The following is a 26,502-nucleotide window of genomic DNA, read 5'->3' on the forward strand; positions in this document are numbered from 1 at the left end:
CGCTATCCACCACCAAAGTCTCTACACAGTACACCTATGTACCAAAGGCTATGAACCAGGGACACTTACTCGTGCCGTGGTGAGGCGGATACCTACTTTCCTGTTGCTGTTTTCACAACTTTTATTATGATACTATATATTTACCTTTCTGTCAACATTTTTTTAACGACATCATTTAAATATGTCTCAAATCCTTTTCCGGTTATCCTTGCAACTTTTCATTGGCAGAGCTACAATGATGGTATAATAAGATAATAAATCAGGAGGCGCTTGATATGTGGTTTGTTTTCGCTCTTCTTTCCTCCGTTTTTGCTGCATTCACTTCCATTCTGGCTAAAATGGGAATCGAGGGGGTCAATTCCAATCTGGCTACGGCCATCCGCACAGTTGTTGTGGTACTCATGGCCTGGGTGATCGTTTTTTTCACAGGAGCCCATACAGGAGTTTCAGAGATCAGCAAAAAAAGCTGGCTTTTTCTCATTCTGTCCGGTATTGCCACCGGCCTTTCCTGGATTTGCTATTATAAAGCCCTTCAAATGGGAGAAGCTTCCAAGGTGGTTCCAGTAGATAAGCTAAGCATTGTACTCACGGTACTCCTGGCATTTCTTATTCTTCATGAACAGTTTTCCTTGAATAAGCTCATAGGTATCCTGATGATTACGGTTGGAACCTTTGTTATGATCTTGTGATCCGCTGGTCTGTTTGAAACAAAATGCGTCAGGAGTTTTCCTGGCGCATTTTATTTATGCCTTATCTGGTTTTAAAGGTTGAACATTCGGTATGCTCTGCTGTGCTTGCACCGTCTCCTGCAATTCCGATATGCTCAGCTGAGCAGTGGCGGTCTTCATTGTAAACGCAGTTGACCGCCTCACAATCCACTTCCAGACGGCTTTCCGGAGTCTTGAATAAGTTACGGAAGGAGCCGTCTTTGTTCTCATCAAAGCTTCCGCAGCAGGTATCATAGCTATCCTTTGCCTGGGATCCTTCCACGATGATGGCGGATTTGCAGCAATAATTATCGGAATTATGAAGACAGCTTGTTACATTGCAGTCTAATTTTGTCATGGCTTATTTCCTCCTGGCATTCTTACTTAAGATGATGTTTCAAAACTAGTATGCACACAGAATAAGGAAAATATTCTCACAAAATCCCCGCTCCCTGCTGCTCATCCTTTACCGGACGGAAAGGCTTTGCCAGATAGTTTTTATTTATTTGGTTTCTTCTGTTATATTTATCTTTTTGATTTCCTTTGTACGAATCTCCCGGCAGATATCATCAATAAAACCGGAAAGCGGGTGCTGGCCCTCATCACCGTTAAAACGGCTGCGTACTGATACCACGCCTTCCTCTTCCTCCTTCTGTCCTACCACCAGCATATAAGGAAGCTTTGACAGACGCGCTTCGCGGATCTTGTATCCGATTTTTTCCGCACGTTCGTCAACGGTTGCAAGAATGCCGTTTTCCTTTAACTGAGCCGCAACCTTGCCGGCATATTCATGGTATTTTTCAGAAATAGGAAGAATGCGTACCTGCTCAGGGCATAACCAGGTCGGAAATGCTCCTTCATATTTTTCAATCAGCCATGCCAGGGTTCTTTCATAGCAGCCCATGGAAGTTCTGTGGATAATATAAGGACGTTTCTTGGTTCCATCCTTATCCACAAAGCTCATATCAAAGCGCTCTGCCAGGAACATATCAAGCTGAATGGTGATCATGGTATCTTCTTTGCCGTATACGTTCTTTGCCTGAATATCCAGCTTGGGGCCGTAAAATGCCGCTTCTCCGGCGGCTTCCGTATACTGGATTCCAATATGATCCAGGATCTTCCGCATCATGTCTTCCACTTCATCCCACATCTCAGGCGTACCCAGATAGTGGTCTGCGTTGTTTGGATCCCATTTGGACATCCGGTAGGTTACATCGCCTTCCAGTCCCAGTGTTGTAAGACAGTATTTTGCCAAATCCACGCAGCCTTTAAATTCTTCTTCAATCTGGTCAGGACGTACGATCAGATGTCCTTCGGAAATGGTGAACTGGCGGACGCGGGTCAATCCGTGCATCTCGCCGGAATCTTCGTTGCGGAAAAGGGTGGAAGTCTCGCCGTATCTGCATGGCAGGTCACGGTAAGATTTCTGGCTCTGCTTATAAACATAGTATTGGAACGGGCAGGTCATTGGGCGGAGGGCGAATACCTCATCGTCGGTTTCCTCATTTCCCAGAACAAACATCCCTTCCTTATAGTGATCCCAATGGTCGGAAATGATATACAAATCCTTCTTTGCCATAAGAGGAGTCTTTGTTCGCATATAGCCCCGCTTTTCTTCCTCGTCCTCAATCCATCTCTGCAAGGTCTGGACAATCTTTGCCCCTTTGGGCATCAGAAGGGGAAGCCCCTGGCCGATCACATCGACCGTAGCGAAAATCTCCAGGTCACGGCCCAGTTTGTTATGATCCCGGTTTTTGATACTTGCCAGATATTCCAGATGTTCATTCAATTCTTCTTTTTTGGCAAAAGCGGTGCCGTAAACCCGGGTAAGCATGGCATTCTTCTCGCTGCCTCTCCAATATGCGCCTGAAGAAGAGATGAGCTTATATGCCTTAATGGATTTTGTGTTCATCAAATGGGGGCCTGCACATAGATCCGTAAACTCGCCCTGCCGGTAGAAGGAAATCTCTGCCCCCTCCGGAAGATCCTGAATCAGCTCCACCTTATAAGGCTCGCCCTTTTCCTCCATAAATTTAATTGCTTCTTCTCTAGGAAGAGTAAAGCGCTCAATTTTGACCCCTTCTTTAATGATCTTCTTCATTTCATCTTCAATTTTATCCAGATCTTCTCTAGAAAAGGAAGGAATATCAAAATCATAATAAAACCCATTTTCAATCGAAGGTCCGATAGCAAGCTTTGCCTGGGGATACAGCCTTTTTACAGCCTGTGCCAGAATATGGCTTGCTGTATGGCGATAAGCGGAAAGACCTGCCGGATCGCTGACAGTGAGAATGCTTAAGCTGCAGTCCCCGTCAATAACGGTCCTTAAATCCACAACCTTTCCATCCACTTCGCCTGCACAGGCATTTCTAGCCAGACCTTCGCTTATATCGGAAGCGATATCAATCACTGACATTGCATGTTCATATTCCTTGACTGAACCGTCTTTTAATGTAATCTTCATTTGCCATCAATCTCCTTTACTTATTTTTTAAAATAATCTCATTCCAAAGGGGACATCCCCTTTGCTTTATAGCCTTCGGAACAGCCACGCTGCTTCCTGCCAGGCTAAATTTGAAAACTTGCTTTTTGGATTTTTCTTGCTGCCGCGGCAATCGCCAATGAATAAGCAAGTATATTCGTCCGCTTCATCGTCCTCACAAATAAAAAAAGCCCCTTTCCGTATGCTTCCATACAGAAAGGGACGATTCTATTCTAAAAATCGCGGTTCCACCCTTTTTGAGCGGACAAAATAACTGTCCAAACCACTTCTTACGACGATAACGGTGTCACCGTTCCCAATTAGGGGACGCTCCAAGCTGGTTTTCTCATATCATTCCCGTAAGACGCTTTCACCAAACACGCCTCTCTCTGACCTTTCCTGATATAATACTGGTCTTGTCAATGCTTTTTCAATATTACATTATAGTTTTAGATTATAGCACGGTTAGGAAGTTTGTCAAGTGTCATGAAAAATTTTTCATAAAAGGATGATCAAAGCTGCCGTAATTGCTGCTATGCTAAGTACAATGGAAAGAGAATTAATGGCACTTGCCGTCTCCACATCTCCTTTTAAAGCTCCGGTAAAGGCAGGCGCCACGGAAGATACAGGACCAAGGGACACAATGGCCAGTGCCTGCCGCACCTCCAGCTCAAAGGGTGTCAGATAATAAAATCCCACCGCCATTAAAATCCCAAGAATATAACGTCCCCCTAATATCCTGAGAATGTGGCCCATCTTTTCCTTTTCCATACGGATCTCAAAGCCGATGCCGATCATTAAAAGGGCAAGAAAAGCATTGGCCCCTCCTGCTGTATCTGCCAGGCTGATCAGGACAGAAGGCAGCTTTATATTTAATATGCTTAAAACTGTCATAAGGACATAAGCGTCAAAAGGAGCCGAAGAAAATAGCTTGAGCACTGCTTTTTTTACGGAAGGCTTTTCCTCCTCTCCTATGACCATACTGGCCAGAGTATAAGTCATTCCGGTACACATAACGGCATTTCCTGCATCAAACAGGCTCGTAGCTGCAAAACCTACCGGACTTAAAAAGCTTTGCACAAAGGGCATGGTGAAGTTTCCCACATTATACCCTGACATATTGAGCATGGCAAAAGCCTTTGATTCTTTTGACCTTGCTGCATACATCCCATACCCGGCGGCAACTGTGACGCAATTGCATAAAAAACCGATCACACATACAAAAAGAAGGGAATAATCCATGGTGATCCTGCTGAAATTAGAAACAATGGCTGCCGGAAGCGTAATCTTGATCACGATTCTGGAAACCAGATAAAAATCCTTTGCCTGAAAAAAACCTGCCCGTTTGAGCAGGTATCCCATCATAATAATTGATACAAATGCGCCTGCTTTTATCAGAACTGCTGTCATATCCGGCTCCCTTTTTCTTTCTGTCTTTTCTCAAAGCTTCCGGCGGCGCCTTTTTATCAGCTCCGCCGGAAAGTTTGTCAGATTTTATTATACTTCCACAACCCAGCCTTTCGGCCCTTCGGCCTTGCCAAGCTGGATACCGGTAATGGAATCATAAAGCTTCTGGGTCAGTTCCCCGATCCTTCCGCCTCCCACAGACATTCTGTCTTCCTCAAAGCGAAGTTCACCCACCGGGGATATAACCGCCGCAGTTCCTGTTCCAAAACACTCTTCCATTGCACCTGATCTTGCCGCAGAAACCACCTCATCAACAGATATTTTCCGTTCCTCAACAGCGACCCCCCATTTTTTGCACAGGGCAATGACAGAATCTCTGGTAACACCCGGAAGGATGCTTCCGTTTAACTCTGGTGTGATGACCACGCCGTTGATCTTAAAAAAGATGTTCATGGCTCCTACTTCCTCGATGTATTTCCGTTGGACGCCGTCAAGCCATAACACCTGGGAATACCCTTCGTCATGAGCCTTTACCTGAGAAGCCAGGGACGCAACGTAATTTCCTCCGGTCTTTGCCTCTCCGATGCCGCCTTTTACTGCTCTTACATATTCATCCTCAATCCAGATCTTAACCGGATCAAGTCCGCTGGCATAATAAGCTCCAACAGGAGATAAAATGATCATGAATTTGTAGGTATTGGATGGTCTGACCCCAAGGAAGGGATCGGTGGCAATCATAAATGGTCTGATATAAAGAGAGGTACCCGGCTTTGTGGGAATCCAGTCCTGATCCACACTTACAACTGTTTTTAATCCCTCTAAAAATAAATCCTCCGGGATCTCAGGCATGCAAAGCCTGCGGTTGCTTCTGTTGGCACGCTCAATATTCTTATCCGGACGGAACAATAAGACCCTTCCGTCTTCTGCCTTGTATGCTTTTAAACCCTCAAACATCTCCTGACCGTAGTGGAATACCATGGAAGACGGGTCCAGCTCCAGTTTATGATATGGAACGACCCTGGGGTCATACCAGCCCTTTCCTTCTTCATAATCCACTTCAAACATGTGGTCCGTAAAGATGGTTCCAAATGTCAACGGGTTATCTTTGCCTGGTTTTTCTTTCAGACAAGCTGATTTTTCAATTCTGATTTTCTCCATGTGATACTTCTTCCTTTCCTCTTGAGGTGCCCATGCTGTCTGGACATAAAGGGATACCTGGAGGGTGTTTCCCTTACCGGCATATCTGTCAGTTTCTATAATTTGTCTATCATTATCTTCCAAAAAGCGCTGGATGTCAAGAAATTTCAGCCTTTTTTACTCTACCGAAATGGAATCAAAACCATAACTTTGAGTTATATGACGGGGGAGCTCCATTCTCACTGTCTTCATCGGGTTTACTGTCTGGCAGATGGCCAGGTCCCCGGTCATGGTAAGGAGCATTCCGGCCTCTTCATAATCCATTCCCACCTTCTCCTTCAGGAAATCATACATTTGTCTGGCTGCCGCCCGCCATGCTTCCTCCACCGCTTCCCTGGATGCAATGGTAATAAGTTTATCCTCTGTCTCAATCATCGGATAGGAGACACAGTTTTTATTGCGCACCACACTCACCCTTACGATAGCCCGTCCTTCTATTTCCAGGCCGCAATCCTCTACCTCGCCGTCTCCCATGATAGCATGAAAATCTCCCATGGACAAAAGCGCTCCCTCCGCAAATACAGGCAGATACAGGGAAGCTCCCTTTTTTACCTGGGTGCAGTCCATATTTCCGCCGTGATCCATGGGAGTAATGGTAGAAATCCCATCCCCTGCCGGTGCCACGCCGATGACGCCGATCATGGGCCTGACCGGAATTTTGACTTTATCATTAAAATAGGCATATCCGCCTTTTACAGGAACCCGCCTTAATACTTTCCGGGAAAATTCCTCCTTTTCACTTCCACTGCCGGGCCCAAGCATGACAATTCCCACCGGCCCCATCTCAATATCCAGAATATCGATCTTAAGCATGTCCCCTGGCAGCGCCCCTTCAATATAGAGGGGGCCTGTAGCAGGATTTCCCGGCAGCCTTACCACATTTTCAAACGTCGCTTCTTCCGGAAGAAACTGGTTCGTGAAACAGTCATAGGTCTCAAAGGCCACGATCTCTCCTGCACTGATCCTGTCACAAGGCGGATTCTCCTTTGAAATCATATTAGTAATATAATTCCTGGTTATGGTCTTCATATTCTTCTCCTTTTTCGGGGCTATGTTTTAAAATTGCATTGTATATAACATTTATTAAGGGAAGTCATTTGGGGACTTCCCTTAATTCACATTTTTACAAGAATTCATATTATTTGATTATATGTTCCAATATTTGTTTCGGAGTTTCAAAAATATAATTTGCATGAATTCCCGTTGATGTTTTAGCGCCCCATAATGCTAATGCAAAATCGATGCCAGCACCAACTGCACAGTCTCTATCATATTTCGTATCTCCAATGTATATCGCCTTGGATTTATCTGCTCCAGACAATTCAATGAATTTTAAAATTGGCTCCGGATCAGGTTTATGTTTTTCTGTATCATCTGCACAAACAACTAATTTAAAGTAATTGGATAATCCAAACGGTTCAAAGTCATTTATAAACTCTTGTTTCGTCTTTGAGGTAACGATACCTGTTGCAATTCCCATTTCGTTTAATTTAACTAAAGTATCCTTCACGTCATCAAAAACCTTTACATGATGAAAATAATCTTTCAAATATTTATTCCATTTCTCATTTGATTCTAAAAGATCAGTTATTCCAAGTTTACTTAATGCTGCTTCTCCTGGAATCCCCAAAGCAAAACTTAAATCTTCAAAACTAAAATTTTCATTTCGTTCTTCCAGCAATAATTTTTGAAGTGACGATAAAACTGCAATTTCAGTATCTAAAATTGTACCATCAATATCAAATATAATATAATTATACATTTACGCCCTCCCCCATAAAAACACTCTTATTACACTATCAGATAATCATTTACAAGTGCATACGGAATCGCAGACTCGTAACACCTTAATTATACCATTAATTCCTATATAATGTATATAATCAAATAAATACAGGTTCTTTTCTTCCACCCTTTTATTCATTCTGTACCAGCCTTGGTTTTCTCTTTATCACTAAGCTCCGGCCATATGGTAGCCAGCATGGTCAAAAAGCAGGCTCCGCCTCCGATGAGATTGGAAACCGGCTCCGCCATAAAAACCCCTGCGGTCCCGTTATCAAGTACACCGGGAAGAATGAGGATCAGGGGAGTTACAATCACAACCTTGCGGAAAATGGAAAAGAACACTGCCTTTTTTGCTTTTCCCAAAGCGACAAACACAGACTGCCCGGCAAATTGCAGGGACATGAAAAAAAAGCCGAAGTAATAGATCCGCATGGCCGGAACACCTGCTTTCAGAAGTTCCTCTTCCTGATTGAAAATCCGGATAAAAAACTCCGGAAAGCCATGGACCAGCCCCCACATGACTGCAGTATATGCGATGGAAACCGCCGAGGTGAAAATAATAGCCCGCTTTACCCGGTCATTCTTTCCTGCCCCGTAATTAAAGCCCATGACCGGCTGGGCACCGTTGGTTATGCCGCTAACAGGCATGGAAATCACTTCCCTGACCGAATTGATAACGGTCATAATTCCCACATATAAGTCCCCGCCATAATGCTGAAGGGAGACATTATACATGATCTGCACCAGACTGTTGGTCATAGACATGGTAAAGCCTGACATTCCCAGGGCAATGATATCTTTTACCCTGTGCTTCCTTAAACGAAAGCAGGAAGTCTTAAGTGTTAAAATAGTCTTCTTCCCCGTCAGAAATTTAACGATCCAGAGAGCAGAAAGAAACTGGGACAAAATAGTGGCAAGGGCTGCTCCTCTTACCCCCATACCCAGAGCAAAAATAAATATGGGATCTAATATAATATTGGCAACTGCTCCCAAAAGAACGGTTCCCATCCCCATGGTCCCAAATCCCTGGGAATTGATAAAGCTGTTCATTCCCAGGCCGATCATGACAAACACATTGCCTAATAAGTAAATACTGATGTATTGATCCGCATAAGGATAGGTTAAGTCGCTGGCTCCAAACAAGTACAGCATGGGCTTTTTAAAAGCCAGGCCCAAAACAGTGAGGCCCAGTCCAAAGACAACCAGGAGGATAAAGGAATTTCCCATGATCCTTTCTGCCTCTTTTTCATTTCCCCGCCCTCTCTCAATGGAACACAAAGGCGCACCGCCCATGCCGAACAAGTTGGAAAAGGCAATGACTACGGATATGATGGGAAGGCAAAGACCAAGCCCTGTTAAGGCCAGGGTCGCATTTTCCGGAATTCTGCCTATGTAAATTCTGTCTACAATATTGTAAAGCACATTGATGAGCTGGGCCAATGTCATGGGAACAGCCAGTTTCAATATGTTTTCCACTACGTTTCCTTTAGAAAAGTCATTTTTTGTATCTTTCATAGCTTTACTGCCTCCTTACCTGCTTTATCATACCATTATCCTTCTGATTTTGCATCCGGTTTTTCCCCTTAGAGCAATAAAACCTATGTATTCGTAATCCTGTCAAGATCCTTGTTACAAGAACTTGCCCCACTGCCGGCTGCATGCTATGATTGAAGCAGATATTGATTTAAGGAGGAAGATCCTAAATGAAAATCAGCCGGATTGGCGGAGTCATTGCAGCCGCCAGCAAAAAAGATGCGGAACCTTTACTGCAGATCGGGACAATCCCCATAATCAAACGCATTGTAATATCCTTTCAGCAGGCAGGCATTTTTCCCATTGTTGTGGTGACCGGGGCCGAGGAGGATGAAGTAAAATACCAGTTGTCCAGCTATGGCGTGATTTTTATCCGCAATGAGAACTGTGAACAGCCGGAACTTATTGACTCTGTTAAAATTGGCCTGAAATATTTACTGGGAAAATGTGACCGGATGGTATTCACACCGGTGAACGTCCCCATGTTCACACCAGTAACTTTAAGCAGTCTTCTGGCTGCCTCCGGGGATATTGTAACGCCTTCCTGTAAAGACAAAGGCGGCCATCCGATTGTCCTTTCTGAAACAATTATTCCAGAGATCATTGCCTACGCAGGAAACGGAGGCTTAAAGGCAGCCATTACTGCCATGGCTGGCCGCCGCATCTTTCTTCCGGTGGATGACCCAGGAATCTATATCAGCGTCAGGGATTCCCGGCAGTTGGAGGCATACCTGGCAGAACATAACCGGGCACTTCTCCATCCAACGGTCCATCTGAACCTTCAAAGAGAATCTATTTTCTTTCATACAAGAATCAAGCTCCTGCTGTATCTGATCCTTGACACCCATTCCGTCCGCAGCGCCTGTGACCGCATGGCCCTATCCTACGGCAAAGCCTGGGATATGTTAAATAAACTGGAAGCAGAAACAGGATATCCCATAGTAGAACGGAAGCACGGAGGCAGACGGGGCGGAAACACCACGCTGACCCTACAGGGAATCCAATTCTTAATAAACTGGCAGAAGCTGGAAGATAACATCTTTCAGTTTACACAAAAGGAATTTTCCACCCTGTTCCGTGACAGCGGATTATTCCGGTAAAGCGAGTGCTTCCCAGGAAGAATTTGAAACATCCATAACCCCCTTTTATAATAACATTATCAATCATAGTGTTGTTATAGAAGGGGTGATTTTTTATGCTTGGAGCCAGTTCTGCCTGCGGTCTCATACTGGCCGCAGGATTATCCAGCCGCATGGGGGATTTTAAGCCGCTGATGCCGTTTCGGGGGAAAACCCTGATTGAAAGTACCATTGACAGCATGCTGGCAGCCGGAGTGAAACAGATCGTAATCGTCCTGGGTTACCGTGGAAATGATATCGAGTCAATCCTTCGCCTTCATTATGGGCGAGAAATCATTTATGCCCGCAATCCTCACTATGAAACTACAGATATGCTGACCTCCATAAAATATGGTCTTTGCTCCATGCCCCAATGCAAAGCCTTTTTCCTGCTGCCAGGCGACATGCCGGTAGTCAGGAAAGGCACATTCCTTAAGCTTTTAAAAGCCTGGCCGGCCGACCGGCCGTCGGTTCTCTTTCCCACTCTGGAAGGTTACCGGAAGCACCCGCCTCTCATTGATTACAGATTCCGTAATCTCATACTGGAATTTAAAGGAGAAGGCGGTCTTCGGCAGATATGGAAGCTGCAGGAGGATTCCATTATTCACGTTCCGGTGGATGATGACGGTGTATGGATGGACGTAGATACCATGGAAGATTATGAAGTCTGCATCAGCCGGTTCGCCCGGCTAACTTTTAACAGGAGGTAATGAAACAATGGAAAACATCAGTCAGCCAGTAGTAAAGAAAGACCATGAAGCAAAGATGTCCGGCCGCTCTGTTTATGTAGGCGACTATGAAAATGACGGGGTCCTGGTAGGAAAAATGCTACGTTCCAAGCTGGCCCGTGCAAGGCTTTCTGCCGTAAACATTCCACCGCTTCCCGACGGATATTTTTACGTCGATCAGTCTGATGTACCCGGTGACAACAATGTGAACATCGTCATGGATGATACGCCTGTCTATGCCCGGGAAACCGTAGAATACATCGGTGAGCCTATCGGAATGGTAGTAGGACCGGTAGAATCAGTGGTAGACCGCATCCTGGATGAGATCCAGGTATCTTATGAAGAACTGGAGCCTGTCCTGGATCTTAGAAAGGCGGATACGGTATTCTTTGATTACGAATATGGCAAAGGGGATATGGAGAAGGCCTTTGCTGAAGCCGATAAGGTATATGAAGAAGAATTTATCACCGGTTATCAGGACCAGACCTATTTAGAAACCCAGGGCATGATGGCAGAACCTGAGGAAAGCGGAACAATGTTCATCCACGGCTCTCTCCAATGTGCCTATTACGTTCACGGAGCTATTATGCGCGCCCTTGGCTGCGGACCGGATAAAGTACATATCAAACAGGATGTGACTGGCGGAGGGTTCGGGGGGAAAGAAGCCTTTCCGTCAATCCTGGGCTGCCAGGTGGCCGTAGCTGCCAAAAAAGCCGGTGCCCCGGTGCGCTGCATCTTTGACCGCCGGGAGGATTTAGAGTTCACCTCCAAACGGCATCCTTCCCTCTGCAGATACAAGGTTGCAGTAAAGGAAGGCAAAGTGACAGCCATGGACATTGATGTAAAATTCAACAGCGGTGCTTACACCACCCTGTCTGCCGTAGTTCTTCAGCGGGGTCTTATCTGCTCAAACGGAATCTACAACATTGAAAACCTTCACGTACGGGGAAGGGCTTTAAAAACCAACACCACTCCTACCGGGGCCTATCGTGGGTTTGGTGCCCCTCAGACATTTTTTGCTGTTGAACGGATGATGGACCACATTGCTATGGACCTTGGAATCGACAGTCTGGAATTTAAGGAAAAGCACATTGTAAAGCAGGGGGATTCCACTTCCACCTCCGGAAAATACCATTTTCCTGTCCCCATTCCCGCCATGATCCAGGAGATCGACCATGCATGTGACCTCCGCAGAAAACACAGGGAATATGCAAAGCCTCAGACCGGACGGTACCGCAAAGGGATGGGATTTTCCATGCACTTTCATGGAGCGGGATTTACCGGCTCGGGGGAACGGGACATTATCAAAGCCGTATGCAGGCTGCACAAATATCCTGACGGCACGGTGGAGATCCTCGCCTCCAATGGAGAAATCGGCCAGGGTCTGCGTACTACATTTCCCAAAATTGTTGCTAACGAATTAAACCTGCCTCTTGATAAGGTCTATTACGATCATCCAGATACGGCCAGGGTACCGGATTCCGGCCCTACCGTTGCCTCCCGCTCCCTCATGGTCGTAGGGGAACTCCTCCGCCGCTGCGCCATTAAGCTGCGCACCCAATGGAAGGACGGAGAAGATCAGGTGGTGGAGGAACGGTTTAAGGAACCTGATTTTGTCATTCCCTTTTACCTGGATAAGTTTCAGGGTGATGCTTATCCCACCTATGCATGGGGTGTCAATGCTGTGGAGGTGGAAGTAGATACCTATACGGGACTGACAAAAATCCTTGGGGCTTACGGCAATTTTGACGTAGGTACTCCCATTGACTACAACATCGTCATGGGACAAATGGAAGGCGGATTCCTTCAGGGAATCGGTTATGCTTCCACCGAATATATGGATTACGACCAGAAAGGAAGAATACGAAACAATTCTTTCTCTGATTATTTAATCCCCACTTCCGCAGATGTGACAAATTTAACATGTATGCTGCACGTGGAAAAATACCCTGACGGGCCTTACGGGGCCAAAGGTGCCGGAGAACTTCCTCTGGTCGGGGTTCCTGCCGCTTATGTGGAAGCGGTGGAACAAGCCCTGGGTCATGGAGTCAAGCTGAATCACGCTCCGTTTACCGCAGAGGATACCATGAAAGTGATTATGAAGGAGGGGTTATAATGGAAGCAATTAATTTTCTGTTAAACGGAAAGGAAGCCTCCTACGACGGCAGCGCCACAGACCGTCTTCTGGATGTGTTAAGAGATGCCTTCCGTATGACCAGTGTCAAATGCGGATGCAAGGAAGGAGAATGCGGCGCCTGTTCTGTCCTGATGGATGGAATTCTTGTCAATTCCTGCTGTGTGGCTATGGGGGCTGCGGAAGGCACCAGCATTGTCACCCTGGAAGGATTCCGGGAAACTGAACGGTTTGCCGTATTAAACAAGGCCTTTGCATCCACGTCAGCTGTACAGTGCGGCTTTTGTATCCCGGGAATGGTTCTGGCCTCAGAGGCCCTTTTGAGCAAGATTCCCAATCCGACAGACAGCCAGATACGGGAAGGACTATCCGGCAACTTATGCCGCTGTACCGGTTACAACGCCATTGTAAATGCAATTCATATAGCCGCAAAGGAGGGGAATGGACTATGGTAAATGGATACCGACCGGCTTCCTTGCAGGAAGCATTGGAAATAAAGAAAAATACCGGGGCCGTTCCCTATGCCGGCGGCACAGATCTTATGGTGGAAAACAGAAAAGGCGTATCCTACCTGTTCTTAAACGGATTGGATGAATTAAGGCATATCCGGGAAGATGAGGACTATATTTCCATCGGTGCCTGTGTCACGTTTACTGAGGCATTGGAATCTGATCTCATTCATCCCCTAATGAAAGAAGCCGTTGCAAAAATTGCTGCCCCGGCAATCCGGAATACGGGAACCTTTGGGGGTAATATCGGAAACGGATCTGCCAAAGCAGATTCCGTGCTGATCCTTTTTGTCTGCGGTGCTAAAATATGCCTATCCTCTGTCCACGGTCAGCGGACTGTAAATGTTGAAGACTTTTACCAGGGTAGAAAAAAACTGGATATAAAGCCGGAGGAACTGATTGTTGAGATACTTATCCCCAAACAAGGCCTGGATGATTATTATTATAAAAAGGTGGGCGGGCGAAATGCGCTTGCCATCTCCCGGGTTTCATTTGCAGGACTTATCACGGTTGAGAATGGCCGGATCCAACGGATGGCAGCCGCATTCGGCGCTGTGTCGGACACAGTGCTCCGCTTTCAGGATCTGGAAGCCAGGCTACAGGGAAAAACCTTAGAAGAAGCCGGCGCTATAAAAGAAGAACTGCTGTCCGCTTACGGAGAACGCCTTGTATTGACCAGAGGCCGCGTATCTGCAGAATACCGAAAAGCAGTGTGTATGAACCTGCTTAAGGATTTCTTAGAAGAAAAAGGCATATAGCCGAAAGGAGTTGACACATGTACATACTACACATCAATGGACGGGATTACGAAACACCCCACGATAAAAAGCTGCTGCGTTTCTTGCGCGATGACCTTCATCTGACTGCTACAAAGGATGGCTGCAGCGAAGGTGCCTGCGGAACCTGTACAGTTCTCATTGACGGAAAAAAAGTAAAGGCCTGCATCCCTAAGATCAGCACTCTGGAGGGAAAAAATATTCTTACGGTGGAAGGAATCGATCCGGAAGAAATGAAGGTTTATGAACACTGCTTTGCAGAGGCCGGCGCCGTCCAATGCGGCTTCTGTATTCCCGGTATGGTCATTTCCGCCAAAAGCCTTCTTGACACCAATCTCACGCCTACAAGAGCTGAGGTTAAAAAGGCAATCAAGGGCAATTTATGCCGCTGTACCGGCTATAAGAAAATTGAAGATGCGATCCTTCTGGCTGCCGATTTTTTCAGAGAGAAGCTGGAAATCCCCCTTCCTCCTGCTGCCCTGCACATGAACGAGCATTTCAAGCGTATTGATGCTGCAGAAAAAGTAAACGGAACCGGTATCTTTGCCGATGATATGTATCTGCCTGGCATGCTGTACGCCAAGTGTCTGTATTCGAAGTATCCCAGAGCCAGGATCAACCGGATCGACGTGTCAAAAGCGCTGGAGCACCCGGACTGCGTGGAAATCCTTACAAAAAAGGATGTGCCATGCAATAAGATCGGCCACATCAAGCAGGACTGGGATGTTCTCATGGGCGAAGGAGATATCACCCGTTATGTTGGAAATGCCCTGGCAGTCATTGCAGCGGCCCGAGCAGAAGCACTGGAAGAAATCCTGGCTCTCATTGATGTTGATTATACCGAGCTTCCTGCCATTACCAGCCCTTATGAGGCTTTAAAAGGAGATGCTCCTCTCATTCATGAAGACGGCAACATCATGAGCCGGGCCAACCTGGTGCGGGGAAATGCAGATGAAGCCATTAAAAATTCAAAATATGTGGTAACAAGGAAATACAAAACCTCCTGGCAGGAGCACGGCTTTATGGAGCCGGAGTGCTGCGTGGCGCTTCCTGAAGGAGAAGACGGCCTGCTGATTTATACTACCAGCCAGTCAATTTATGACGTTCAGAGAGAATGCGCCCAGATGCTGGGACTTCCAAAGGAAAAGGTTCACTGTCATGCACCTTTAGTGGGCGGCGGCTTTGGCGGCAAGGAGGATATGTCGGTACAGCAGTATGCTGCCTTAATGGCCTGGTATATCAGAAAACCTGTCAAGATCAAATACAGCCGTCAGGAATCCTTAAACTACCATGTAAAACGCCATCCCATGGAAATGGAATTTACCACAGCCTGTGACGAAAACGGCCGCCTGACTGCCATGAAGGGAGTCATCATTGCTGATACAGGAGCTTACGCCTCTTTAGGAGGCCCGGTGCTCCATCGTGCCTGCACCCACGCAGCCGGCCCCTATAACTATCAGAACATTGATATCTTTGGTATGTCCGTTTATACCAATAACGTGGTTTCCGGCGCTTACCGCGGATTTGGAGTAACACAGAGCTGCTTTGCAACAGAAATGAATATCAATCTGCTGGCAGAAATGGCCGGTCTGGATCCCTGGGAAATCCGCCGGAGAAATGCCATCAAGCCCGGCGATGTCCTTCCAAACGGACAGACTGCAGACCCCAATACCAATATGGAAGCCTGTCTTGATGCCGTAAAGGATATTTATTATTCCAATCCATACGCCGGTATTGCCTGCGGCTTTAAAAATGCAGGAACCGGTATGGGCAAAATGGATGTAGGCCGGGTCCTTCTTTCCATTGAGCAGGGAAAGATTCACATCCGTACCTCTGCCTCCTGTATGGGACAGGGAATCGGCCAAATGGCTTTAACCGAAATCTGTCATGCTTCCGGACTTAATCCTGCACTTTTTGTATTTGAAGCGGCAGATACCATACGGACACCTAACTCCGGAACCTCCACAGCTTCCCGCCAGACAGTTGTCACAGGAGAAGCCGCACGCAGAGCCGGCGAAAAGCTGAAATGCGCCTTAGACAGCGGAAACAGTCTGGCAGACTTGGAAGGCCAGGAATTCTTCGGTGAATATTCTGCAAAAACAGATCCTCTGGGAGCCATCAAGGATAATCCTGTGAGCCACGTATCGTATTCCTATGGAACTCAGGTAATTATTTTAAATGAAGAAGGAAAGATCACCAAGGCAGTATCCGCCTTTGATGTGGGAACTCCTGTAAACATCCAATCGGTAGAAGGCCAGATTGAAGGCGGTATGATCATGGGAATCGGTTACGGCGTCACAGAAGAGTTTAAATGTGAAAACGGATATCCTGTCAGTAAATTCGGAACCATCGGATTTATGAGAGCAGACGAGGCACCTGAACTGGAAGTGATTCTCTGCCAACCGAAGGAAGAGGATAAACTGCCCTATTCCTTTGGCGCCAAAGGCTGCGGAGAATTGTGCATGATCCCCACCTCTCCCGCCTGTGCTCACGCATACTACAGGCTGGATGGAGTATTCAGACAGAGCCTGCCGTTAAAGGGTACCTATTACAAAAAGAAATAATGGAACTTTTTAACAAAGGGTAAAAGAAAAAACCTTCCTGCTGTGAGAGGCAGTTACAGTGTCTCACAGCGGGGAGGTCTTTTTCATTATTGCAGCAGCAGCTTCGCATAAAAAGCAGTCTGATTCTGGTTGACCATGATCTTTGCTGCCGTCCGGAGCTTTTCCATGGCTTCCTGATCTGATTCCATAATTTGAGTGGCAGGTTCCATAAAATTGCCTGCATTTATATAAGACATGCCGCAGGGTATGGTTGTGGTTACCAGCTTAGCGGTTTCATAGCAATCTCTCAAATATCTTCCAAGACTTTCTCCAGACAGCCTTTTTGTATTTCCCTGGATGAAACAGCCGCGTATGGATATAAAACGCAATTTTCTGGCTTCTGCAGATAATCGGTTCAATTCTTCCACTCGGAACCCCGGCAGTATTCCTTTGTCATAAGCTTCCGGAATCACGGCGATCCCTATCACCTCCAGATGTCCCGGGGCCAGGGACCCGGCAGCCGCTTCATTGATAAGCTCCAACTCTTTTAAACTGGAGACAACGAACCTGCAGGTTCCAATGACTGCTTTTATGGCTGCCGGATCTTTGTTTAGAGCCGTGAAGTAAATATCGTTCTTGCCCATTCCGGCCAAAGATGCCAGCCGGACTGCCTCCCGGTCTTCCGCCTCTAAGGCCCAGTCCTTTTTAATGAGATGCTTCACCGTGTCATCATTGACTTCCCCTTTATAGAGATATTGAAAACCGGGAATCTGCTCCAGCACTGACTCAGTCCTTTCCATTCCGTCATTCATATAGGTCTTCTCCTTATCCATTGGTTTTACTTTTAGAATAACCCATATGGATCATATTTCAAGTTCTTTTTCCATGGATATCGGAGCTAAGGAAAATTCTCGTTCCCGTCTATGGTCAGTTAAAGCTTGGTAATATCCATGGTATATATGGCTCCCCCATAGGTATAGTAACTCCTTAAATCCACTTCATGAAGGACTCCGTCAAGCTTCACCACTGCCGGTATCTCCCGTTTTACATATTCCAGGCTCAGGCGGTTTTTTATGCAGTAATCTTCCAGGACAGAGAAGAATTCTTCCTTCGTGCCAGGTTTATCCTTTAAGTCAATGACCAGAGTACGCCCTCCCTTAGCCATATTCAGTTGATTGGCAGTTCGTTTTACGTAAAGATAATTCAGCACCCATCTTCCGAAAAGCACCACAGCATCCGATAAGACCATGTATCTTAAATAATCCGGAAGAAATCTGGCAAGAAGCAATAGGAGGAACAAAATAATATAATACCAATACATAAAAGCCATGCCCCGAAGCCAGCTTAAGTCCATTTCAGGCAAGTGTTTTAAGAACTGAAGCAGCCAGCCAGCCACCAGATAGATGAGAAAAATCAGACCAAGGCGGTCCATGAGGATCTCCATCCCCTGCGGGCCGGAAAAAATCCAAAGTCCCATAACAGCTCCTGCAAATAAAATCGTTCCCAAATCAGCCCCGGAAAGCAGTATTTCCCAAAATGCTTCTCTTTTTTCCATGTTTTTAATCATAATGCTTTACCTCCAAAATCCTGTCTCTTACCTCTCTCAAATACTTTCTGGAAATATAAGTCACCTGGGAATTCAACATGGAAACCTTCATAATCCCATTGAGCATGGGAGTATAGGTTCTCACTTTATCTATGTTAATGATCACCGACTTGGATATCCGGATAAAATTCGATGGAAGAAGCCGTTCCAGTTCATAAAGCCTCTTATTCAACTCGTAGGTCTCCTGTCCCGTATGGACCACCTGTTTTTCCTTTACCGTTTCAATGAGATAGATTTCTAAGCTTGAGATCCTGCAGATTTTATCTCCTGTCTGGCACAAAAGTGTTACTGACCGGAATAAGTCCTGTTCCAAATATTCCACAAGACGGCTCATTGCATCATCCTGCTCCTGAATGTACAGATCCGCAAATTCTTCTGTCTCATAACCGATTGTTTTTATATTAACCCTCATACTGTTTCCTCCTGACTGCAAGTTCATCATATCATATTTGATACTGCATTTACAGGGTTTTTGGGTAAGTGGCCGGATGGAAAGGGTAAGTAGCAATGGGTCTGTCCTTTCCCCGTCAAGACCACCCGTAAAACGGGTGGCTTGTGAAAAGGGTATAACCCTTTGATACTAGGCCAGCGTCTCAAGGCGCTGGCTTTCACTTCGTTCAAGCCACTATGCTTTTGACTCGTCGCCGCCCCTGAAGGGGCCTTTGTAATACCGACTAACCCTTAAAAGGGTCCTCGTATTCTTTTACACTTAGTTTATCTTGCATAATATCCGCTTTTTCCTGCTACTGTATATATTTTCGGATGGTGTCCTCATTTAGTCCTACTGTGCTTACATAGTATCCTTCCGACCAAAAATGTCGGTTTCCGAATTTATACTTTAGGTTTGCGTGGCGATCAAACATCATAAGGGCGGATTTGCCTTTCTGATAACCCATAAAACTGGATATGCTAATTTTAGGTGGAATACTTACCAGCATATGTACATGATCCGGCATAATATGGCCTTCTAAGATTTGGACCCCCCTTATAATTACATAGTTGCTTCAAGACTTCTCTCAAATCTTCCTTGTATTGATTATAAATTACTTTTCGTCTATACTTAGGTGTGAAGACGATATGATATTTGCACATCCATTTCGTGTGTGCCAGTTCATTGGCTTTCTTCGCCATTGAAATCACCTTTCCTTTCTCTAATAGTGGCTTGGACACCTCTATTATAATCGGAAAGGTGATTTTTTGTATAACTTACTGACTCGCACCCGCATAGCGGGTGGTTTATTATTTCACATGGATTCATTTCTCTTAAAGAGAAACTCACCCATGTTCAACAGGCTAAAGCCCATAAAATAAAAAACAGGGTATTTTGACTCCGCCTAACGCAGGCAGCAAAATACCCTGTTCTCCTATTCCCACAGCACGATGGTTCCCGTTGCCAGGGATTCCTGTACTTTAATAATCCTCTGATTGGATGACCCTCTAAAACGCAGCTTTAAATCCTTTTTATCCACCTCAAACCTTCCGTCTACCAGAACATCAAGGCACGCCAGTATCCGCTTTGTCTCGGCCAGCTTTTCCGCCATGTCTTCCAGAATATCCCGTTTAAAATCGTATCCGGTGTAACACCAGATGGTCTTTTCGGGAAACCGTTCCTTTACCTTCTCCACCAGAGACAGAATGCCCTTTTGATTTGCCGGGTCCATGGGTTCTCCTCCTAAAAGGCTTAAGCCGGCAATGTAGGTATGGTCTAAATATTCCAGTATTTTTAACAAGGTTTCGGGTCCGTACTCCTTGCCGTAATGAAAATCCCAGGCTTCCGAATTAAAGCATTCCCTGCAGCGATGGTTGCACCCGCTGACAAATAAGGATACCCTGACCCCCGGACCGTTGGCTACATCCGTAGGCTTTATGGTCGCATAATTCATGGTACCGCCTCCTACAGGTGAAGGACTCTGGATTTGATCTCCTTTGTCTTTCCCGTGTTCCAGAAATTCTCTCCCAGATAACCGCAGGTTCTTCTGGTCACATTCATCCGTTTCTTATCTTTGTTGTGGCACTGAGGACATTCCCATTCCATGTCGTCGTTGATGATGATCTCGCCGTCAAAGCCGCATTCCTGGCAATAATCTGATTTGGTGTTAAACTCTGCATACTGGATGTTATCGTAAATGAACCTTACCACTTCCTCCATTGCCTCCAGATTGTGCTGCATATTGGGAACCTCCACATAGGAAATAGCCCCGCCAGAGGAGATCTTCTGGAACTGGCTTTCAAAGTTGAATTTACTGAATGCATCAATGGATTCCCTCACATCTACGTGATAGGAGTTGGTGTAATATCCCTTATCCGTCACATCCGGTATGATACCAAAACGTTCCCTGTCGATTTTTGCAAATCTGTAGCAAAGAGATTCTGCCGGTGTTCCGTATAAGCCGAAACCAAGGCCGGTCTGATTCTTCCACTGGTCCACAGTCTTTCTCATGTGGTTCATGACGCGAAGGGCGAATTCTTCTCCCTCCGGTGTCGTATGGCTGACACCTTTCATAAGCTTTGTCATCTCATATAGGCCGATATATCCCAGGGAAATGGTGGAATAGCCATTTCGAAGCAGCGGATCGATCTTTTCTCCCTTTTTCAGTCTTGCGATGGCCCCATACTGCCAGTGAATCGGGCTTACATCGGAAAGAGTCCCTTCCAGGGACTTATGCCTGCACATCAGTGCTTCATAGCACAGATTCAGGCGTTCATCCAAAAGCTTCCAGAAGGTATCTTCATCTCCCTTTGCAAGTATTCCGATCTGGGGCAGGTTAAGGCTAACCACTCCCTGATTGAACCTTCCCTCAAACTTGTAATTGCCGTTTTCATCCTTCCAGGTAGACAGGAAGCTTCTGCACCCCATACAGCTGAATACATTTCCCTCGTAGTTCTCCCTCATCTTCTTGGCAGATATATAGTCCGGATACATGCGCTTGGAAGAGCATTTCACAGCCAGCTTTGTTATATAATCATATTTTCCGCCCTTTAAGCAGTTGTTTTCATCTAAGACATAGATCAGCTTAGGAAATGCGGGAGTAACATAAGCACCTGCCTCGTTCTTGATCCCTTCCAGTCTCTGGCGGAGCACTTCCTCTACAATCAAGGCATTTTCTCTGATATATTCATCATTTTCATCAAGATATAAAAACAGGGTGACAAAGGGAGCCTGCCCGTTGGTGGTCATTAAGGTGTTGATCTGATACTGTATGGTCTGGACGCCGGATTTCAGTTCATCTCTCAGACGAACAGCCGCCATTTTCTCCACCATTTCACCAGTTACTGTATCGCCGAATTCTTCATGGATCTGGTTATGGAATTTTACGTTGCTTTTTCTCAAGTATTTTCCCAAATGCCGGATATCCACAGACTGACCGCCATACTGGTTGCTGGCAACAGCCGCAATGATCTGGGTCATGACGGTGCATGCCACCTGAAAGCTCTTTGGACTTTCAATCATTTTTTCATTCATTACAGTACCGTTATCCAGCATATCACCGATATTGATCAGGCAGCAGTTGAAAATGGGCTGGACGAAATAATCTGCATCATGGAAATGAATGGCTCCCTGCTCATGGGCAAGGGAAATCCGCTCAGGAAGGAGCATTCTTTTTGTTAAATCCCTGGATACCTCCCCTGCGATATAATCCCTCTGGGTAGAAGCCAGAATGGTATTCTTATTGGAATTTTCCTCAGCCAATTCCTTGTTCTCGTTCTTAATCAGCTTCAGAATGGACTCATCCGTTGTATTTGCTTTTCTGAGAAGCGCTCTTTGGTAACGGTATATGATATACTTCTTGGAAAGGGTATACTTATTCCTATTCACAAGTCCGCTCTCGATCATGTCCTGGATGGTCTCTACGTTGATTACATCCTCTGCGTGGCTCTCCACAAAATCCAGTATTCCATCGATCATTTCCTCTCCGGCCTGCTCACTGGCTTCCACTTCCGCATTCGCCTTTCCAATGGCCGTAACGATCTTTTCTCTGTCATATTCTACAATCCTGCCGTCCCGCTTCTGAACCTTAATCATTCCTGTCACCTTAACCTCTTCTATATTTTGTGTCATTTATTTTAATTACACTACATCTAGTGCTTTTCTAATTATACACTACAGGAAGAAAAAGTAAAGGGAATTTTTGCATCTTTTATCGGATAAAATTTGTTCTTGGAATTTCTTCCTTGGATGGAAAGCTGATTCCTGCGGCCTTTCCCACTTCCAGACATTTTAACAGCCATGCCATATTTTTACCCAGAGTTCTCATGGTGTGAAGCCCTTCCAGATCCTGCTCCACCTCCTGGGGCGTAAAACCGTGAACCATATTCCAGTAAGAGGAGGAAACCACCGGCATCTGGGCTATTGTAAAATATTTGTTTAATACATCTAGAGAAGCCGTGGTACCTGCTCTCCGTGCGGACACAACGGCAGCCCCCGGTTTAAATGCAAAATTTCTTCCTGCATAAAACAAACGGTCCAGAAAGGAAAGCACTGTGCCGTTGGGAGAAGCATAGTGAACCGGAGAACCTACAACCAGCCCTGCCGCTGTTTCCATTTTATCCAGCACCTGATTCACCATGTCATAATTAAATACGCATCTTCCTGTTTCCGAACACTTCTGGCAGGCAATACAGCCATGAACAGACTGGCTCCCCACATGAAGAATTTCCGTCTCAATGCCTTCCTCATTCAAAGCCCTTTCCACTTCAAGGAGGGCTCGGTTGGTACAGCCTCTCTCATGAGGGCTTCCGTTTAACATTAACACTTTCATCACTCATCCATCCTTTCTTCAAATCACTTACGGAGATGTTATTTGTTTCTTTTGCAACGGTAATATTTTTTATATATTCAAAAGCCCCATCAGATCCTCTTTGGTAAGATTACTTAAGGAAACGGTTCCTTCCGTTATAATCTGTTCCGCCAGATCCTTTTTGGATTCCTGAAGCTTTAAAATATTCTCCTCAATGGTATTCTTTGTAATCAGCTTGAATACGCTTACCTGCTTTTCCTGACCGATCCGGTGGGCCCGGTCCGTTGCCTGGTTCTGTGCCGCCACGTTCCACCATGGATCAAAATGTATGACAACGTCCGCAGCTGTCAGGTTAAGTCCGGTTCCCCCCGCCTTAAGGGAAATAAGGAACAAGGGAATTTCATCATCTTTAAAGGAGTTCACCATATGAAGCCTCTCTTCTTTAGGCGTTGCTCCTGTCAGCATGTAGTACGGGACGGCCTCCTTTTTCAACCTTTGTTCCATAATCTCCAGCATGGAGGTAAACTGAGAAAAAAGCAGGATCTTATGTCCTCCTTCCACTCCGTTTCGAATCAGGTCCATACAGGTTTCCAGTTTCGCCGATTCCCCCTTATAATTGTTGTAGCATAAATGTGGATCACAGCAGATCTGCCGGAGCCTGGTAAGTGCCGCAAGGATCTGTATGTTATCCCTTCCCCGTCTGTCCTCCAGTCGTTCAAGCTCCTGCTTTAAGAGAAATGCATTTGCTGTGTACAGTTCCTTCTGTTCCTTGTCAAAAACGGAATAAACAATGGTTTCCAGCTTATCCGGCAGCTCTTTCAGCACATCCTTCTTAAGCCGCCTTAACAGAAAAGGGCCGATCAGGCGATGAAGGCTTTCCAGCACCGTCTGCTCCTGGTCCCGGACAATAGGCTGTTCATACTCCTTTTTAAATTTGCGGTAGGTAAACAGAAATCCCGGCATGAGAAAATCAAAAATACTCCATAACTCTGACAGACGGTTTTCAATGGGGGTACCTGTTAATGCAAACCGGTTTCCAGCATCAATGCTTTTCACCGCCCTGGCGCTTTGCGTGGACGCATTTTTAATGTACTGGGCCTCGTCAATGATTTGAAACCGGAAGAATCTGCTTTTGTAAAGATCAATGTCCCTCTTTAACAAATCATAGGAAGTGATCAGCACATCTTCCTCCCCTTTATGCATGAGCAGCGCTTCCCGCTCTCCGGCCTGCCCGGTTACTGTTACAACCTTAAGAGAAGGAGCAAAGATGTGGAATTCGTTCTCCCAGTTGTATACCAGAGAAGCCGGGCAGACAATGAGGGAGGTGGTATGTTCCTTTTTCCCTGCTTCATCAAGGAGCAGGGCGATGACCTGAATGGTCTTTCCAAGGCCCATATCATCGGCAAGGATTCCCCCAAAACCATAGCTGTCCAGGGTCTTAAGCCAGCGGTATCCAGTTTTTTGATACCCTCTCAGCACTTGCCGGAGGGGTTTGGGAATCTCAAAATCGCTGTCCTCTACGGACTTCATCCCCCTGACCACAGCTTTATAAAGCTGGTCCCTGTAAAGAGTTATACCGCTTCCTTCTTTCAGAATGCTGTCCAGATACAGCGCTCTGTATTTGGGCAGGCGGTACGTTTTGTTCAGCGCATCCGGGTCTGCGGATAAACCCTCCACCAGCTTTGCAACCGTTAAAAGCCCGTTGTCATCAAGGCTTATAAATTCCCCGTTTTTTAGACGGTAATACTTTTTTTTCTGGCTGTACACCTGCAAAAGTCTGGTCAGATCCTCTCCGGACAGGCCATCCGTATCCACCTTCAGCTCCAGCCAGTTCCCAGTGCTCCTGACACCGACAGATACCTTGGGAGGCGGCAGGATCTTTAATTTTTTAAAGGATTCGGAAAAATACACCTCTCCCAAAGCCATGAACTCGCTGATCCCTGAATTCAGCAGCCGGTATACCGCTTCCTCATCATCCCGGATAGCCGGATATTCTGATTCATATTCCTTGTATTTAAAATATCTGGTGATAAGGCGGCTGATACGGAATTCCCCCGGTATGTCCCGGCACACGGTGCGGGGCAGGCGCTCATCCTCAACCGGCTGGAAAGAATAGTCTCCATAGGAAAGGGTAGGTTTTAAAATCAGATCGTTGGGTCCGTCAGAATCAAAATCAAACCGGGCTTTCAGTTCCTCCGGCTTAAAAGCTTCTAAATCCACCTCTCTGGAATCAATGGTGCTATAGGATGCAATTCTTTTTAATACCCGCTCATAAAAAAGAGGCATATCCTTATGATTGATCTCCGTTTCATAGGAGGGTTTAAAACCTTCCATCATCTGTTTGAAAAATACGGAAAGAGCCTCGCTGCAGTCCTGGTCGCAGCAGTATAAGTATTTTGTATCTGCAAGGTATAACCGGTGTTCCCCTTCAAAGGTCAAAAGATCTTTATTAATGGATACCAATACCCCGTCCCGCTCCTGGTGTGTAATTGTCACCGTCAGATCAGGATTGCGGTCTACCACCTCAAGCTGCCGCTTCTGTCCCTTATAATCTTCAAATTCCAGGGTCTCCCCCATCATAATTCCAAAAAACCGATCTCTGTTTGCCCTGCTCAGATTTAAAAACCGCAGAACAGGCTTTGTAGAAAAAGAACTTTTCTGAAACTGCTCATAATGCTCGCAGTATAAGTTAACCATCTCAAGAACAAATTCCAGAAGGGGCCGGCTCTCCTTTACAAAGGCGGAAGGAGTGTGATGGAATGCCAGGTTTTTTCCATACTCTGCATAGGTGCCATTCTCCACCGCACTGGCAAAGGCGGTCAGATCCTTTAACAGATAAAGACGGTCCCGTCCCAGTTTAAACTCCAGCTTTACCTCCCTGCGGCTGACCAGAAGAGCTACCGAAAGCTTTACCTGCTCCTCTTCTCCCTCACTCATGATGCGGGATACTTCCCAGTTGGTATATTCACGGATCATTGCTCTTGCCTGCTGGGAGGTGACCACCGGCCTTCCAGGGTTTAATTCCTGCTCCTTATAAGCTTCAAGCAACGCTTGACAGTGGGAACACATGCCCCGGTAAGAATTACCCTGGGCACAGGAACAAGAGTAGTCAAAAACCTGACTACCCTTGATATGCAGACTTGCCTTATATTCCTTTCCCTGGTCCTCTACCAAAGCCCTGACGCCTGATTCGCCTTTCCAGAAGGTATTTGTCGTCAAGTGTGATACTCTCATAGTT

The 26,502-nt window shown here is 46.0% G+C and carries 21 protein-coding genes, 1 pseudogene and 1 other annotated feature; of the genes and pseudogenes, 7 read left to right on the forward strand and 15 right to left on the reverse strand.

All coding sequences use genetic code 11. The features are described from left to right. Positions 1-275: 275 nt before the first annotated feature. On the forward strand, positions 276-689 hold the full coding sequence (locus CLOSA_RS11605; protein ID WP_013272958.1) for an EamA family transporter: 414 nt from the start codon (positions 276-278) through the stop codon (positions 687-689). A 61-nt stretch (positions 690-750) separates the two neighbouring features. Here the strand turns inward: CLOSA_RS11605 and CLOSA_RS11610 are convergent, their stop codons facing one another. The 7 genes from CLOSA_RS11610 to CLOSA_RS11640 form a co-directional block, all read right to left on the reverse strand. Further along, the gene (locus tag CLOSA_RS11610; RefSeq protein ID WP_013272959.1) at positions 751-1,065 is read right to left on the reverse strand and encodes a DUF1540 domain-containing protein; all 315 of its coding nucleotides are present in this window, start codon (positions 1,063-1,065) and stop codon (positions 751-753) included. 144 nt (positions 1,066-1,209) lie between these two features. Next, the gene (gene thrS, locus CLOSA_RS11615; RefSeq protein ID WP_013272960.1) at positions 1,210-3,171 is read right to left on the reverse strand and encodes a threonine--tRNA ligase; all 1,962 of its coding nucleotides are present in this window, start codon (positions 3,169-3,171) and stop codon (positions 1,210-1,212) included. A gap of 233 nt (positions 3,172-3,404) precedes the next feature. Then, positions 3,405-3,621: a binding site (T-box leader), on the reverse strand. 66 nt (positions 3,622-3,687) lie between these two features. Continuing rightward, the gene (locus CLOSA_RS11620) at positions 3,688-4,599 is read right to left on the reverse strand and encodes an AEC family transporter (RefSeq protein ID WP_013272961.1); all 912 of its coding nucleotides are present in this window, start codon (positions 4,597-4,599) and stop codon (positions 3,688-3,690) included. 87 nt (positions 4,600-4,686) lie between these two features. Then, positions 4,687-5,754 (reverse strand): branched-chain amino acid aminotransferase, encoded by a 1,068-nt coding sequence (locus tag CLOSA_RS11625; protein WP_013272962.1) that lies wholly within the window; start codon positions 5,752-5,754, stop codon positions 4,687-4,689. 156 nt (positions 5,755-5,910) lie between these two features. Next, complete coding sequence (locus tag CLOSA_RS11630) at positions 5,911-6,822, reverse strand: acetamidase/formamidase family protein (protein WP_013272963.1); 912 nt, start codon at positions 6,820-6,822, stop codon at positions 5,911-5,913. A gap of 109 nt (positions 6,823-6,931) precedes the next feature. Then, positions 6,932-7,555: an HAD family hydrolase gene (locus CLOSA_RS11635; RefSeq protein WP_013272964.1), complete on the reverse strand. Its 624-nt coding sequence runs from the start codon at positions 7,553-7,555 to the stop codon at positions 6,932-6,934. Positions 7,556-7,713: 158 nt separating this feature from the next. Beyond that, entirely contained in the window at positions 7,714-9,093 is a 1,380-nt protein-coding gene (locus CLOSA_RS11640) for an MATE family efflux transporter (protein ID WP_013272966.1), read from the reverse strand. A 188-nt stretch (positions 9,094-9,281) separates the two neighbouring features. Between CLOSA_RS11640 and CLOSA_RS11645 the strand changes: the two genes are divergently transcribed. From CLOSA_RS11645 to xdh, 6 genes are all read left to right on the forward strand, one after another. Beyond that, positions 9,282-10,211, forward strand: a complete 930-nt coding sequence (locus CLOSA_RS11645; RefSeq protein ID WP_013272967.1) for an NTP transferase domain-containing protein — start codon at positions 9,282-9,284, stop codon at positions 10,209-10,211. A 95-nt stretch (positions 10,212-10,306) separates the two neighbouring features. Next, positions 10,307-10,939, forward strand: coding sequence for a nucleotidyltransferase family protein (locus tag CLOSA_RS11650; RefSeq protein WP_013272968.1), 633 nt, complete (start codon positions 10,307-10,309; stop codon positions 10,937-10,939). 7 nt (positions 10,940-10,946) lie between these two features. Then, positions 10,947-13,073 (forward strand): xanthine dehydrogenase family protein molybdopterin-binding subunit, encoded by a 2,127-nt coding sequence (locus tag CLOSA_RS11655; RefSeq protein ID WP_013272969.1) that lies wholly within the window; start codon positions 10,947-10,949, stop codon positions 13,071-13,073. Continuing rightward, positions 13,073-13,546 carry a (2Fe-2S)-binding protein gene (locus CLOSA_RS11660; protein WP_013272970.1) on the forward strand — a complete coding sequence of 158 codons (474 nt, stop codon included), beginning with the start codon at positions 13,073-13,075 and terminating at the stop codon, positions 13,544-13,546. The genes CLOSA_RS11655 and CLOSA_RS11660 overlap by 1 nt, the downstream gene beginning before the upstream one ends. Next, a complete protein-coding gene (locus CLOSA_RS11665) occupies positions 13,540-14,358 on the forward strand; it encodes an FAD binding domain-containing protein (RefSeq protein ID WP_013272971.1) in 819 nt (272 codons plus the stop codon). The genes CLOSA_RS11660 and CLOSA_RS11665 overlap by 7 nt, the downstream gene beginning before the upstream one ends. A 17-nt stretch (positions 14,359-14,375) precedes the next feature. After that, a complete protein-coding gene (xdh, locus tag CLOSA_RS11670; RefSeq protein ID WP_013272972.1) occupies positions 14,376-16,940 on the forward strand; it encodes a selenium-dependent xanthine dehydrogenase in 2,565 nt (854 codons plus the stop codon). 86 nt (positions 16,941-17,026) lie between these two features. Here the strand turns inward: xdh and CLOSA_RS11675 are convergent, their stop codons facing one another. The 8 genes and pseudogenes from CLOSA_RS11675 to CLOSA_RS11710 all read right to left on the reverse strand — a co-directional run bounded on the left by CLOSA_RS11675 (position 17,027) and on the right by CLOSA_RS11710 (position 26,498). Beyond that, positions 17,027-17,731 carry a type III PLP-dependent enzyme domain-containing protein gene (locus CLOSA_RS11675; RefSeq protein WP_041708623.1) on the reverse strand — a complete coding sequence of 235 codons (705 nt, stop codon included), beginning with the start codon at positions 17,729-17,731 and terminating at the stop codon, positions 17,027-17,029. Between the two features lie 119 nt (positions 17,732-17,850). Next, positions 17,851-18,486 (reverse strand): DUF4318 domain-containing protein, encoded by a 636-nt coding sequence (locus CLOSA_RS11680; RefSeq protein ID WP_013272973.1) that lies wholly within the window; start codon positions 18,484-18,486, stop codon positions 17,851-17,853. Beyond that, positions 18,479-18,937 carry a LytTR family DNA-binding domain-containing protein gene (locus CLOSA_RS11685; protein WP_013272974.1) on the reverse strand — a complete coding sequence of 153 codons (459 nt, stop codon included), beginning with the start codon at positions 18,935-18,937 and terminating at the stop codon, positions 18,479-18,481. The genes CLOSA_RS11680 and CLOSA_RS11685 overlap by 8 nt, the downstream gene beginning before the upstream one ends. 262 nt (positions 18,938-19,199) lie before the next feature. Beyond that, positions 19,200-19,656, reverse strand: a pseudogene (gene tnpA, locus CLOSA_RS11690) (IS200/IS605 family transposase). 233 nt (positions 19,657-19,889) lie between these two features. Beyond that, the gene (gene nrdG, locus CLOSA_RS11695; protein WP_013272975.1) at positions 19,890-20,408 is read right to left on the reverse strand and encodes an anaerobic ribonucleoside-triphosphate reductase activating protein; all 519 of its coding nucleotides are present in this window, start codon (positions 20,406-20,408) and stop codon (positions 19,890-19,892) included. 11 nt (positions 20,409-20,419) lie between these two features. Beyond that, entirely contained in the window at positions 20,420-22,549 is a 2,130-nt protein-coding gene (gene nrdD, locus CLOSA_RS11700; protein WP_013272976.1) for an anaerobic ribonucleoside-triphosphate reductase, read from the reverse strand. A gap of 115 nt (positions 22,550-22,664) precedes the next feature. After that, complete coding sequence (locus CLOSA_RS11705; RefSeq protein ID WP_013272977.1) at positions 22,665-23,285, reverse strand: flavodoxin family protein; 621 nt, start codon at positions 23,283-23,285, stop codon at positions 22,665-22,667. A gap of 69 nt (positions 23,286-23,354) precedes the next feature. After that, positions 23,355-26,498: a DEAD/DEAH box helicase gene (locus CLOSA_RS11710; RefSeq protein WP_013272978.1), complete on the reverse strand. Its 3,144-nt coding sequence runs from the start codon at positions 26,496-26,498 to the stop codon at positions 23,355-23,357. Positions 26,499-26,502 lie beyond the last annotated feature (4 nt).

This window comes from [Clostridium] saccharolyticum WM1 (assembly GCF_000144625.1).
Taxonomy (GTDB): domain Bacteria; phylum Bacillota; class Clostridia; order Lachnospirales; family Lachnospiraceae; genus Lacrimispora; species Lacrimispora saccharolytica.

Excerpts from the sequence above, each read along its gene's own strand:
- CLOSA_RS11605 (WP_013272958.1), top strand. The coding sequence starts at position 276 with ATGTGGTTTGTTTTCGCTCTTCTTTCCTCCGTTTTTGCTGCATTCACT.
- CLOSA_RS11610 (WP_013272959.1), bottom strand. The coding sequence starts at position 1,065 with ATGACAAAATTAGACTGCAATGTAACAAGCTGTCTTCATAATTCCGAT.
- thrS (WP_013272960.1), bottom strand. The coding sequence starts at position 3,171 with ATGAAGATTACATTAAAAGACGGTTCAGTCAAGGAATATGAACATGCA.
- CLOSA_RS11620 (WP_013272961.1), bottom strand. The coding sequence starts at position 4,599 with ATGACAGCAGTTCTGATAAAAGCAGGCGCATTTGTATCAATTATTATG.
- CLOSA_RS11625 (WP_013272962.1), bottom strand. The coding sequence starts at position 5,754 with ATGGAGAAAATCAGAATTGAAAAATCAGCTTGTCTGAAAGAAAAACCA.
- CLOSA_RS11630 (WP_013272963.1), bottom strand. The coding sequence starts at position 6,822 with ATGAAGACCATAACCAGGAATTATATTACTAATATGATTTCAAAGGAG.
- CLOSA_RS11635 (WP_013272964.1), bottom strand. The coding sequence starts at position 7,555 with ATGTATAATTATATTATATTTGATATTGATGGTACAATTTTAGATACT.
- CLOSA_RS11640 (WP_013272966.1), bottom strand. The coding sequence starts at position 9,093 with ATGAAAGATACAAAAAATGACTTTTCTAAAGGAAACGTAGTGGAAAAC.
- CLOSA_RS11645 (WP_013272967.1), top strand. The coding sequence starts at position 9,282 with ATGAAAATCAGCCGGATTGGCGGAGTCATTGCAGCCGCCAGCAAAAAA.
- CLOSA_RS11650 (WP_013272968.1), top strand. The coding sequence starts at position 10,307 with ATGCTTGGAGCCAGTTCTGCCTGCGGTCTCATACTGGCCGCAGGATTA.
- CLOSA_RS11655 (WP_013272969.1), top strand. The coding sequence starts at position 10,947 with ATGGAAAACATCAGTCAGCCAGTAGTAAAGAAAGACCATGAAGCAAAG.
- CLOSA_RS11660 (WP_013272970.1), top strand. The coding sequence starts at position 13,073 with ATGGAAGCAATTAATTTTCTGTTAAACGGAAAGGAAGCCTCCTACGAC.
- CLOSA_RS11665 (WP_013272971.1), top strand. The coding sequence starts at position 13,540 with ATGGTAAATGGATACCGACCGGCTTCCTTGCAGGAAGCATTGGAAATA.
- xdh (WP_013272972.1), top strand. The coding sequence starts at position 14,376 with ATGTACATACTACACATCAATGGACGGGATTACGAAACACCCCACGAT.
- CLOSA_RS11675 (WP_041708623.1), bottom strand. The coding sequence starts at position 17,731 with ATGAATGACGGAATGGAAAGGACTGAGTCAGTGCTGGAGCAGATTCCC.
- CLOSA_RS11680 (WP_013272973.1), bottom strand. The coding sequence starts at position 18,486 with ATGATTAAAAACATGGAAAAAAGAGAAGCATTTTGGGAAATACTGCTT.
- CLOSA_RS11685 (WP_013272974.1), bottom strand. The coding sequence starts at position 18,937 with ATGAGGGTTAATATAAAAACAATCGGTTATGAGACAGAAGAATTTGCG.
- nrdG (WP_013272975.1), bottom strand. The coding sequence starts at position 20,408 with ATGAATTATGCGACCATAAAGCCTACGGATGTAGCCAACGGTCCGGGG.
- nrdD (WP_013272976.1), bottom strand. The coding sequence starts at position 22,549 with ATGATTAAGGTTCAGAAGCGGGACGGCAGGATTGTAGAATATGACAGA.
- CLOSA_RS11705 (WP_013272977.1), bottom strand. The coding sequence starts at position 23,285 with ATGAAAGTGTTAATGTTAAACGGAAGCCCTCATGAGAGAGGCTGTACC.
- CLOSA_RS11710 (WP_013272978.1), bottom strand. The coding sequence starts at position 26,498 with ATGAGAGTATCACACTTGACGACAAATACCTTCTGGAAAGGCGAATCA.